14 protein-coding genes are annotated in these 12,155 nt (G+C 27.7%); all 14 read left to right on the forward strand.

All coding sequences use genetic code 11. The annotated features are described in order from the left end of the window. The first annotated feature begins 228 nt into the window (after window positions 1-228). The 14 genes from IC175_RS10160 (at window position 229) to IC175_RS10225 (ending at window position 12,125) form a co-directional block, all read left to right on the forward strand. Window positions 229-969: a cell division protein FtsQ/DivIB gene (locus IC175_RS10160; protein ID WP_227482900.1), complete on the forward strand. Its 741-nt coding sequence runs from the start codon at window positions 229-231 to the stop codon at window positions 967-969. 22 nt (window positions 970-991) lie between these two features. Continuing rightward, window positions 992-1,690 carry a DUF881 domain-containing protein gene (locus tag IC175_RS10165; RefSeq protein ID WP_227432415.1) on the forward strand — a complete coding sequence of 233 codons (699 nt, stop codon included), beginning with the start codon at window positions 992-994 and terminating at the stop codon, window positions 1,688-1,690. Window positions 1,691-1,694: 4 nt separating this feature from the next. Beyond that, window positions 1,695-2,369: a DUF881 domain-containing protein gene (locus IC175_RS10170; protein WP_227432416.1), complete on the forward strand. Its 675-nt coding sequence runs from the start codon at window positions 1,695-1,697 to the stop codon at window positions 2,367-2,369. 98 nt (window positions 2,370-2,467) lie between these two features. Continuing rightward, window positions 2,468-2,821: a small basic family protein gene (locus IC175_RS10175; protein WP_227432417.1), complete on the forward strand. Its 354-nt coding sequence runs from the start codon at window positions 2,468-2,470 to the stop codon at window positions 2,819-2,821. Between the two features lie 189 nt (window positions 2,822-3,010). Further along, the gene (gene ftsZ, locus IC175_RS10180; protein ID WP_227432418.1) at window positions 3,011-4,171 is read left to right on the forward strand and encodes a cell division protein FtsZ; all 1,161 of its coding nucleotides are present in this window, start codon (window positions 3,011-3,013) and stop codon (window positions 4,169-4,171) included. A gap of 262 nt (window positions 4,172-4,433) precedes the next feature. Beyond that, window positions 4,434-5,708: an ABC transporter substrate-binding protein gene (locus IC175_RS10185; protein ID WP_227482899.1), complete on the forward strand. Its 1,275-nt coding sequence runs from the start codon at window positions 4,434-4,436 to the stop codon at window positions 5,706-5,708. Window positions 5,709-6,032: 324 nt separating this feature from the next. Further along, a complete protein-coding gene (locus IC175_RS10190) occupies window positions 6,033-6,878 on the forward strand; it encodes a sigma-E processing peptidase SpoIIGA (protein WP_227432420.1) in 846 nt (281 codons plus the stop codon). Window positions 6,879-6,902: 24 nt separating this feature from the next. Beyond that, window positions 6,903-7,625 carry an RNA polymerase sporulation sigma factor SigE gene (gene sigE / locus IC175_RS10195; RefSeq protein ID WP_227432421.1) on the forward strand — a complete coding sequence of 241 codons (723 nt, stop codon included), beginning with the start codon at window positions 6,903-6,905 and terminating at the stop codon, window positions 7,623-7,625. 91 nt (window positions 7,626-7,716) lie between these two features. Then, complete coding sequence (gene sigG, locus IC175_RS10200) at window positions 7,717-8,490, forward strand: RNA polymerase sporulation sigma factor SigG (RefSeq protein WP_169468424.1); 774 nt, start codon at window positions 7,717-7,719, stop codon at window positions 8,488-8,490. Window positions 8,491-8,594: 104 nt separating this feature from the next. Beyond that, window positions 8,595-8,858 carry a YlmC/YmxH family sporulation protein gene (locus IC175_RS10205; RefSeq protein WP_227432422.1) on the forward strand — a complete coding sequence of 88 codons (264 nt, stop codon included), beginning with the start codon at window positions 8,595-8,597 and terminating at the stop codon, window positions 8,856-8,858. Window positions 8,859-8,879: 21 nt separating this feature from the next. Beyond that, window positions 8,880-9,341, forward strand: coding sequence for a transcriptional regulator NrdR (gene nrdR / locus IC175_RS10210; protein ID WP_227824212.1), 462 nt, complete (start codon window positions 8,880-8,882; stop codon window positions 9,339-9,341). After that, on the forward strand, window positions 9,338-10,099 hold the full coding sequence (pgeF, locus tag IC175_RS10215) for a peptidoglycan editing factor PgeF (protein ID WP_413926908.1): 762 nt from the start codon (window positions 9,338-9,340) through the stop codon (window positions 10,097-10,099). The genes nrdR and pgeF overlap by 4 nt, the downstream gene beginning before the upstream one ends. Window positions 10,100-10,113: 14 nt before the next feature. Then, window positions 10,114-10,806 (forward strand): winged helix-turn-helix domain-containing protein, encoded by a 693-nt coding sequence (locus IC175_RS10220; protein ID WP_227432425.1) that lies wholly within the window; start codon window positions 10,114-10,116, stop codon window positions 10,804-10,806. Window positions 10,807-10,835: 29 nt separating this feature from the next. Next, window positions 10,836-12,125, forward strand: coding sequence for a HAMP domain-containing sensor histidine kinase (locus IC175_RS10225; RefSeq protein WP_227432426.1), 1,290 nt, complete (start codon window positions 10,836-10,838; stop codon window positions 12,123-12,125). The last annotated feature ends 30 nt before the right edge of the window (window positions 12,126-12,155 follow it).

Genomic DNA, 12,155 nt, shown 5'->3' on the forward strand with positions numbered 1-12,155 from the left:
AATTATTCTAAATTAGGGGTTTATTTATGTGTATATAAGTTTTAAGTTATAAAATACATATAGTATTTTATATTTATTTTGATGAAATATCAATTTAATCCTCTTTTTTAATGTTTTATTAGATTGTTTTGTAAGAAAATGAGAAAATTTGACTTTAAATATTATATTTTTTTTGTAGGGAATATAAACTCGAAAGGTGTATTTATTAACCAAAGGGGTTGATTGTATTTGAAGAGGAGAAAGAAGCTAAATACGAATAATGTTATGATAGTTTTAGTTTTTATACTTATGCTATCTTTTGGGATATGTATTATTGTAGGGAGTGATTTATTTGATGTAAATAGGATAGATGTGATTGGAAATAAAAGAGTCACCAAGTCAAATATAATGAAAGCGTTAAATGTAAGTTCACATGAAAATATATTTGCATACAATTTTAAAGACATGAAAAGTAAGCTTATGAAAAATCCGTATATAGAAGATGTAGAAATAAAAAGGAAACTTCCAAATAAGATAATTATAAGCTTAAAAGAAAAAGAAATTTTTGCGGTATTAAAGGATGAAGATAACTATTGTTATATAGATAAAAAAGGGAACTTATTAGAGGAATTAAAAGGCACTAATGAAAGTAAAAATGATTTGATAGTGGAAGTAGATTATAGTATTAATGATACAAAATCAATAAAATTTAAAAATTATAAAACTAAAGAGAGTGTATTTAAGACTTTAAATTATTTAAAAGAAGAAGGTATTTATAGAAAAATAAATTATGTAAACTTTAAAAAAGAAGGGAATGTAGATATGCTTACGAGAAGCAATATAAAAATCTTACTTTCTAATGATGATAACTTAGATTATAATATATCTAGGGTAAATAAAATTTTGATTGACCTGCAAAATAAAAATACCAATGGTGGGACTATAAATCTAAATTATGGAAAGCTAGCTGTATATAGTCCAGAAGGATAGACAATTGTAAGGAAGTGATATTTTGAAAAAAAGGTTTATAAATAAGAGTATAATTATAGGAAGTATTGTATTGGGAGTTCTCGTTAGTTTACAACTAAAAATTATTAATATAGAAAATAGAGGAATGACGACCTTTAAGAGAGGCGAGCAACTTACAGAAGAACTTAAATCTCTAAAAAAAGAAAAAGAAAACCTTCAATCAGAAATTAATAGTGTAAAAAAAGATATAGAGACATATAGAGGTAAAAGTGAAAAAGGAGAGCAAGATATACTTAAATCAGAAATAGAAAAATATGAAACTTTAGCTGGATATACAGATGTAGAAGGAAAAGGTATTGAAGTTGAAATAAATTCTACAAAAACTTTAGGAAGCTTTGATAAAAATGACAGTATACTATATAATTATGATTTATTACTGTCAATGATAAATAAATTAAATTCAGCACAAGCAAGTGCCATATCTATAAATAATCAAAGAGTAGTTTCAAATACATATATGTATTTGAAAGAAGATAAACTTTATATGAATGACACTGTTATAAAGGAGCCAATTACAATAAAGGCAATTGGTGATTCTGATACATTAGCTTCTGCGCTCAATATAAAGTATGGTATTGTCTGGGAAATAGAAACGTATTATAATGCAAAGGTAAAAGTAATTAAAGAAGATAATGTAAAAATAAATGGACATGGTGATACAGATAAAGTAGAGAGGAAATAATAGTATGAAAAAGAAAATGATTATATTAGGAGCATTCATATTAGGCATTTTCATATCAACTTATATAAAATCACTGAACCCAAATAAAGTGTATATAACATTGAGCCAGACTAAAAATATTGAAAGTGAGATAGAAAATACAAATAAGGAAATAAAAAATCTAAAAGAAGCTCTTAAAAGTAACAAAAAGACTTTAGATGAATATAAGCAAGCAGAAAATAATGGAAATGAATCTATTCAAACATTGATGAAAAAAGAACTTGAAGAAGTTAAAGAGTTAAGTGGTTATTCAGCTGTCACAGGTCCAGGAATAACTATTACTATGAAGGATAGTGAAAGAGAATTAAAAGATGGACAAAATCCAAACGACCTGATTATACATGATATTGACATTCTAAGAGTTTTAAATGATTTGAAAAAAGCAGGTGCAAAAGCAATATCTATAAATGGAGAAAGAGTATTGTCAACAAGTAAGATAAAATGTTCAGGAGCAACTATTACAGTAAATGATACTACATATGGACAACCATTTATAATAAAAGCTATAGGAGATATAGATTTATTGAGTGCAGCTATAAATTCTCCAGAATCATATGCTAAATCTCTAAAGGATATATATGGGATTAATATAAAAATAGAGGAAAATAATGGAAATAGAGTGAATTTATTTGCAAAATAAAACGAAAAATACAAAAAAATAAAGAAAAAATAAAAAAAATTAATAAAAAGGATTGTAATATAGTTGTGTTTCAAAGTAAAATAAAGAGGTGAGGATTTATGATATGGATTTTAGGAGGATTGGCATTTGGTGTGGTAGTAGGTTACTACATTCCATTTACATATTCTATGGATTATTCGATATATATGTCAGTAGCTATTCTTGCAATAATGGATTCTATATTTGGAGCTATAAAATCCAGTTTTGAAGATAACTATGATAATGTAATTTTTGTTACTGGTTTCATAGGTAATGCTATCTTGGCTATATTATTGACTTATATAGGAGAAAAGTTGGGAATTTCACTTTACTATGTGGCAGTATTAGTTTTTGGGATGAGACTATTTAATAATTTATCTATAATTAGACGTTATATCATTGCCAATATTATGAATAAAAAACATAAAAATTAAAGAACTTTTGAGATATACATAAAATATTTTATACTTAAAGAGTAATATTTGACAATATAAGTAAGAAAATTAAAAAGGAAAATTTACGTTTTTGTGGAATATGTTACTTAAAGGTTAACAAAATAAAAGAAGAAAATGATATAATTAATACATACGATAACTTTGAATCATGAGATAAGGGGGTTTATGATGCTAAACTTTGACGTAGAATTAGAAGAATGTGCACAAATTAAAGTAATAGGTGTAGGTGGCGGTGGAAACAATGCTGTCAATAGAATGGTAGAAGCTCAACTTAAAGGCGTTGAATTTATATCAGTAAATACAGATAAACAAGCTTTATATACATCAAAGGCTGAATATAAAGTTCAAATAGGAGAAAAATTAACTAGAGGACTTGGTGCAGGAGCTAATCCAGAAGTAGGAAAAAGAGCTGCAGAAGAAAGTAAAGATGAAATAGTAAAACTACTTCAAGGAGCTGATATGGTATTTGTTACAGCTGGAATGGGTGGTGGTACTGGTACAGGAGCTGCCCCAGTAGTTGCAGGCCTAGCTAAAGAAATGGGTATCCTCACAGTAGGTGTAGTTACAAAACCTTTTGCATTTGAAGGTAAGATAAGAATGAAAAATGCTGAAGGTGGAATAGCTGAGCTTAAGTCAAAGGTAGATACTCTTATAACAATACCAAATGATAGACTTTTACAAATAGTACAAAAGAATACTTCAATGCTGGATGCTTTTGCAGTTGCAGACGATGTGTTAAAACAAGGTATACAATCAATTTCTGACCTTATAGCAGTTGAAGGATTAATAAACTTAGACTTTGCAGATGTTACTACTATAATGAAAGATAAAGGTCTTGCTCATATGGGTATAGGTAGTGCTAGTGGAGAAACTAGAGCTATAGATGCTGCTAGACAAGCTATCCAATCACCACTTTTAGAAACATCAATACAAGGAGCAAAAGGAGTACTTCTTAATGTTACAGGTGGTCCTAACTTAGGATTATTTGAAGTTAATGAAGCATCTACTTTAGTTATGGAATCTTGTGACCCAGAAGCAAATGTTATATTTGGTGCTTCTATAAAAGAAGATTTAGGCGATGAAATAATGATTACAGTAATCGCAACAGGATTTGAAGGTTTACAAGGTGGGATTTTAGATTTGGATACTAAGCCTAAATCAAGTATAAGGTCTTCTCTGAATACAACTGTAAAACAAGTTGTAAAAGAAATAGAAGAAGAAGAAATTGTGGTTGAAGAAAAGATAGAAGCTCCTAAAAAGGCAAGTATAATAGAAGAAGATGATGATGAGAGCATGGAAATACCTACATTTTTAAGAAGAAGAAGATAATATGTAAACTTATAAAGAAGTCAATAGACTTCTTTTTATTTTTTGTACTTTAATCTCCTATTTTTTTTAACATATTTTAATATCAAAAAAAAATAAAAAAGTAAAGTTTTTTCTACTGAGTATAGAAAAAAATGATAGTTATATAAATGGTTATAGTTTTTTATAATTAGACAATGACATTTTTATTTGGTAATATTAAACCTGAATTGAATTGTAAAAATTTGAGGAAAAAGAGAAATTAAAGTCTGAAAGGGGATTAAGTATGATTAAGCTAAAAAAAATTCTTTCTTTAGCCATGGTTGCTATTTTGTCAACATCACTTCTTGCTGGATGTACAAAAAAAGAAGAATCTAAAGGCAAAGATGGCAAAGAAAAATTAGTTGTATGGTCTGCACCGTTAACAGATCATGATGAAGATGCATGGAAACCAATACTTGAGAAATTTGAAAAGGAAAATAACTGTGAAATTGAATTCCAAATAGTACCATGGGATAATTATGCAGAAAAATATGCTACTGCAATCAGTGCAGGTGAGGGGCCAGATATAGGGTATATGTATGCAGAAATGTTTCCTCAATTTATAGAAATGGGAGCAGTTGAAGATTTAACTCCTTATTTAGAAAAATCAGGAACTTCAGATAATTATTTATACTTAGATAATGCAAAAATGATGGGTGGAATTTACGGTTTACCTATAGAAGCTGCTAATCCAGGTGTATTATACTATAATAAAGATATACTAGAAAAATTGGGAGAAAAACCTCCTAAAACGTGGGAAGATTTTAAAAGAATATGTGAAAAAGCAACAAAAGATACTGATGGAGATGGAAAAATAGACCAATGGGGTCTTGCACAAGGTTGGGGTTCTAAAGTGTTTGGTAGTTTGAACTGGAACTGGTATCCATATCTATGGCAAGCTGGTGGAGATATATATAATGATGATTTAAAATCAGTTAAATTTAACAATAAAGAAGGATTAAAAGCTGCAAACTTTATAAATGATATGAAAAAATATATACCAGATAATGCTTTATCAAAAGACAGTAATGAGATGGTTGAAAGTGTATTTGGACCAGGAAAAGCTGCATTTACTATAATGCTGTCTTCTGCTGCTACAAGTACTTTTGATAAATCATTCCCAGACTTAAACTGGGGATATGTAACTTCATTAGAAGATAAAACAGTTGGTAGTTTTGCCTCAGTAGATGATTTAACTTTAATGTCAGCGTGTAAAAACAAAGAACTTGGATTTAAACTTCTTGAATATATGTTAAGCAAAGACTCAATGGAAGCTTTCCATAAAGAGATACCAAGAGCACCAGTTGCTAAAGGTGAAAAATATCAAGGAGATCCAAGATTTGAAGAAATGGTAACAAAAGATAAAAATATGTACAGACCATTAACAGTTGGACCTCATGGAGTAGAAATATATGAACACTTATGGAAACAACTTCAAATGATGATAGCTGGAGACAAAACTCCAGAACAAGCACTAAACGAATCTGCAAAATATGCAAATGAATTGTTAGCACAATAATTTAATTTTATATTTGATTTATAGACTATGCAATTTAATTTTATACAAGTAAACGATTTACTTGCTATATTATTAAGTCGCATAGTCTTTTTTTATGGAAATATTCCAAAGGTAGAGTTGAATAACTTCTACCTAGATATATTGAATTCTACAAAAAAGTCTATTTCTTTGATGCTAAAAAAATATCTTTTGACGACATAAAGTATAAGACATATATCATTGTTATTTTTAAATAGAATTTGTTTTGGATTCGACTGTCAAAAGTGACATAAAATTTTGTACATACTATCTTATAATATGTTTAAAGGTTTTAAGGGGGGATACATGGTGTATATTGAGTACTATGTTATAGAAAACCTAGTAATAAATTATATTATTATAAGTTGTACTTCTATTCTTACTAAAAAATATAATCCTAGAAAAAATAAGTTGCTGGGGGCTAGTTTAGGAGGAGCCTACTCTGTTGCTTATTTATACCCATCAATGGATATACTATTTACAGTGCCATTTAAAATAATAATCATGAGTATTATAACTTTAATTTCATTTAGGACTAAGAGCAAAAAAGATTATGCTCATGTAGCATTAGTTTTTTATTTAGTAAATATTTTTATTTCTGGAAGTACTTATTTTGTAATTTATTTTACAGGAATAAGCCATTTAAAAATATCTTTTTTAATTGCATGTACTTATGTAAGTTGTGAACTATTAAAGTACATTTACAAAGACTTGAAGATGCTTAAATACATCAAAGAGCTTACGAAGACCATAAATATAAACTTATTAGAAAAAAGCTTTTGCTGTAAGGCATTAGTTGATAGTGGAAATTTATTAAAAGACCCAATAAGTCAAAGTGATGTAATAATAGTCAAATCAAGTGTATTAGAAGGATTAATTCCAGAAAATCTATTAAATATTAACTATGAAGATATAGATATGAAAAAAGCTCAGGAAATTATATGTAGTTTAGATGACAGAACTTCAGGGAGAGTTAGAATAATACCTTATAAACATGCTGGAAGTAATAAGACAAGCATAATAATTGGTCTAAAAGCTGATTATGTAGAGGTAGATGAGCAAAAGATAGGAAATATAATACTTGGTATTTCAAATTTTAATGATAGAGAATATGGGGCAATAATGAATCCAAATATATTGCCTGGATTCTAGCTAAAAATTTAAGGGGGACAAAGGATGTTACGATTAAAAGAAAGAATCATAAGCTTTATTACGATGTTAGGTATTAAATTAAAAATAATAAAGCCAAAAGGAATATACTATATGGGTGGAGCCAATATTCTTCCTCCACCACTAAAACCAGCAGAAGAAATGGAACTTTTGCAAAAGCTAGAAACTGATGAAACCGTAAAATCAATTTTAATAGAAAGAAATTTGAGATTAGTAGTCTACATATCAAGAAAATTTGAAAATACAGGGATAGATGTAGAGGATTTAATTTCTATAGGGACTATAGGTTTGATAAAGGCAGTCAATACTTTTAAATTAAATAAAAATATAAAATTAGCAACCTATGCTTCGAGATGTATAGAAAATGAAATACTAATGTATCTAAGAAAAAATAATAAAAAGAAAACGGAGGTATCATTTGATGAGCCTTTAAATATAGACTTAGATGGAAATGAACTTCTATTATCAGATGTTTTAGGTACAGAAAATGATGAAATATATAAAATAATCGAAGAAGAAATAGATAGAGATTTATTGGTTATGGCACTTGACAGATTAAGTGACAGAGAAAAGCAAATTATGGAATTAAGGTTTGGACTTATAGATAAAGGTATTGAAAAAACACAAAAGGAAGTTGCTGGAATGCTTGGAATATCTCAATCCTACATATCTAGACTTGAAAAGAAAATAATTTCAAGATTACAAAAAGAAATGAAAAAATTTGTATAATGCTAAATTAATTCTTCTTAAAAAGTATAAAAAAATTGGAAATGTAAATAATTTCAATAGATGAATACTTTTTGAGAGAGGACTGAAATGTATGCAAGTTAATAAGGTTGAAATATGTGGTGTTAATACATCTGAACTTCCAGTTCTTAAAAATAAGCAAATGAAGGAACTTTTATTACAAATAAAAAGTGGTGATGAAGAAGCCAGACAACAATTTGTAAGAGGAAATTTAAGGTTAGTCTTGAGTGTAATAAAAAAATTTAACAACAGAGGAGAAAATATAGACGATTTATTTCAAATAGGTTGTATTGGTCTTATAAAAGCTATAGATAATTTTGATTTAAGTCAAAATGTCAGATTTTCAACTTATGCTGTTCCTATGATTATAGGAGAAATTAGAAGATACTTAAGAGACAATAATCCAATCAGAGTTAGTAGATCATTAAAAGATATAGCATATAAGGCACTACAAGTTAGAGAAAGATTAATTAGAACAAATTCAAAAGAACCAACAGTATCAGAAATAGCAAAGGAATTAGAATTAGAAGTAGAGTCAGTTGTAATGGCACTTGATGCTATACAAGATCCAATATCTTTATTTGACCCAGTATATCAAGATAATGGAGATGCCATATTTGTAATGGATCAGGTTCAAGACAAAAAAGATACTGATGAAAACTGGTTGCAAGAAATATCACTTAAGGAAGCTATTAAAAAATTAAATAGTAGAGAAAAGTTGGTATTAGATTTAAGATTTTACAAAGGAAGAACTCAGATAGAAGTTGCTGATGAAATCGGTATATCTCAAGCACAAGTATCAAGAATTGAAAAAAATGCTTTAAAAAATATGAGAAAGTATGTATAAGTAATCCATGGAATGTAAACATAATTTTAAATTTAAATGACCTATATAGGTCATTTTTTTTTATCCAAATACATATTTATTTTTAAAGGAAGGGTGAGTATAATATGATTAGAGTTTCTGATATAATGGAAAAAGAAATTATAAATGTAAAAAATGGAAAAAGGATGGGTTTCATAATCGACATAGATATGGATATTCATGAGGGAAAAGTAGTCTCATTTACCATTTTTGGAGATGGAAGTAGAAGTTTTTTTTCAAGAGGAGGGGATGAAGAAGTTATATTTTGGAATGATATACTTAAAATAGGTTGTGATACAATAATAGTAAATATAGGTTCAGAATTAAGCTTAGATGAATTTGATATATAGCTAAACAAAGGAGGAATACAGATGCAATGTCCTTATTGCAATTATAAAGAATCAAAGGTAATAGATTCTAGACATACAGATTTAAAATCTATTAGAAGAAGACGTGAATGTGAATTATGTAAAAAGAGATTTACTACTTATGAAAAAATAGAAACTACTCCTTTAATGGTTATTAAAAAAGATAATAGTAGAGAGTATTTTGATAGAGAAAAAATAAAATATGGACTATTAAAGGCATGTGAAAAAAGACCTGTATCTGTTGAAGATATTGAGAATATAGTTGTACATATTGAAAATGAAATAAATAAATGCTTTATAGAAGAAATCGAAACCAAAAAAATTGGTGAAATGGTAATGGATAAATTGAAAGATTTAGATGAAGTTGCCTATGTAAGATTTGCTTCTGTGTATAGACAATTTAAAGATATAAATACTTTTGTAAATGAACTTAAAAGTATACTAATAGAAAAAGGAGACAAATGATGAAAGATTATATAAATCTAAAAAGTGTAGAAGATATTAAAGAGTATGTTAACTTAAGTAGCAATTGTAAAGAAATTGATGAAAAATTAAATTCTATAAATCTAGTTATAACTTGTAAAAATATAGATGCAAAAAGTAAAGAAGACATGTTAAGGGTTTGCAAGGAATGCGATTTAATGTTTGAAAATTTAACTAGTAATTCTCAAATACATTCAGACATAGTTAACATAGTTAGTAGAGAGAATATAGGACAAAGAATAGAAGGAGATGCACTTATAACAAACTTAGAGAAAGTACCACTTTTATTGTTTACAGCAGATTGCGTACCTATATCAATTATAGATGCTAAAAATAAAGCCATAGGACTGGCACATGCTGGCTGGAAAGGTACTTTTAGTAATATAGGTCACAAAACAATAAAATTGATGTCTGAGACTTATAAAACAGCTCCTGAAGATTTGATATGTATAATTGGACCATCAATTGGACCTTGTTGTTATGAAGTTTCTGAGGAGTTAGTAGAAAAATTTAACACAATTCTTACAAATAATGATGAAAAGTTCTATATAATAAAAGAGGGAAGTTACTATTTAGATTTATGGAAAATTAATGAGTATATGCTGAGATGTAGTGGAGTCAAAAAAGAAAATATAATAAATTTAAATCTATGCACTAGTTGTAGAGCAGATGAATTCCACTCTTATAGAAAACATAATAAGGCATCAGAGCGAATAGGAACGGTACTACAGATAAAATAGAGAGGAGCTTTTTAATGAATACTAAAGTGCTTGTTATAGACGATGAAATGCATATAGTTGAGCTATTAAAATTCAATTTGGAGGTGTCAAACTACGAAGTTAGTTATTCATATGATGGATTTGATGGATTTATAAAAGCTAAGGAAGTTAAACCAGATTTAATACTTTTAGATTGGATGCTACCAAATATAAGTGGAATAGAAGTATTGAGAAAAATAAGAAGTGATAAAGACTTGAAAAATATTCCTGTTATAATGCTTACTGCTAAAAATATGGAAAATGACAAGGTTGAAGGGCTTGAAGTAGGTGCTGATGATTATATAACCAAGCCATTTAGTATAAAAGAATTGTTAGCTAGGGTTAGCTCTGTTTTAAGAAGATATAACTTAACTAGTACAGGCGAAGAAAATAATATACTTACCACAGGTAATTTAAAACTAGATTTATCAAAACATGAAGTTACTAAAGGTTCTGAAAAGATAGAGTTAACACTTAAAGAGTTTGAACTGTTAAAATTATTAATTCAGAATAAAGGTAAAGTACTTTCAAGAAACTATCTTTTAGATAAAATATGGGGCTATGAATACTATGGAGAAACTAGAACAGTAGATGTCCATATAAGATATTTAAGAAAAAAAATAGAAGATGAAGATAAATCAGAAAAATATATAGAAACTATAAGAGGTGTAGGATACAAAATAGATTAGAAAAAGTTATATTTTAGGAGTGTTATCTTGTGGAAGAATTAAATAGCATATATTTTTTTATTGTTATGTTGTCTATAGCCATTGTAATATTGTCTGTAAGATATACAGTAACACTGAGAAAATATTTAAAAGAGTTTATATACGTTTCAAAAAAAGTAAGTAACAAGGAATTTCATGCTAGGTTGAATATATCAGCTAAAGGCGAATTAGGCGAATTAGCCAGAAATTTTAATCATATGATAAAAAATATGGATGATACATTGGAAGAAGTACAATATAAACATTTACAATTAAGGTCTATATTAAAGAGTATATCTCATGGAATTTTAGCTATAGATGTAAATGGAAACATATTATTGATAAATGATGAAGCTAAAGAAATGATAAAGAGTGAACCAAACAAACTAGTTGAAGGACATAATATCAATGCTGTAATAAAAGAAGAAGAAATATTAAAGCAGATACTTCAATTTATAGGTTCTAAAGAAAATGAAACTGCAAAGATTACTACTAAAGATGATATAGTATACAAAATAAAAGTGGATCCAGTTTATCTTCAAAATACCAATAATGTAATAATTGGCTCAATAGTAAACATAGAAGATATTACTAAAAAAGTGAAGCTTGAAAATATGAGAAGTGATTTTGTTGCTAATGTAAGTCATGAACTTAAAACACCACTTACATCTATAAGTGGATTTGTTGAAACATTAAAATCCAATGAAAATATAGATGCAAACACTAGAAATAGGTTTTTGGAAATAATAGAAAGTGAATCAGACAGATTAAAAAGATTGATTGACGACATATTATTATTATCATTTGTAGAAAATAAAGACACTCTTCTAATGGAAGATGTTGTAATATACGATGTATTTAGAGAAGTATATGAAATAACTCAACGTTCAGCTAGTGAAAAAAACATAGAAGTTTTATATAAATGTGATGATAAATCAATAAACATACTTTCTAATAGAGATTATATCAAACAAGTATTTTTAAATTTAGTTGATAATGCTATAAAATATACTCAAGATAATGGTATTGTACAAGTGGTAGTTTTAAAAGATGAAGAAAAAATAATAATCAAAGTTATAGATAATGGTGTTGGAATACCAAAAGAAGATGTAGAACGTATCTTTGAACGCTTCTATAGAGTAGATAAAGCAAGAAGTAGAGATGTAGGAGGAACGGGTTTAGGATTGGCTATAACGAAGCATATAGTCAAATCATTAAATGGATGTATAAAAGTAAAAAGTGAACTTGGTATTGGTAGCGAATTTATTGTTACAATCCTACAAAAAAATTTCCTTAAATAGAAGGAAATTTTTTTTGTTTTTTGCACAAAC

It is taken from the genome of Clostridioides sp. ES-S-0123-01, from assembly GCF_020658415.1.
Classification (GTDB): Bacteria; Bacillota; Clostridia; order Peptostreptococcales; family Peptostreptococcaceae; genus Clostridioides.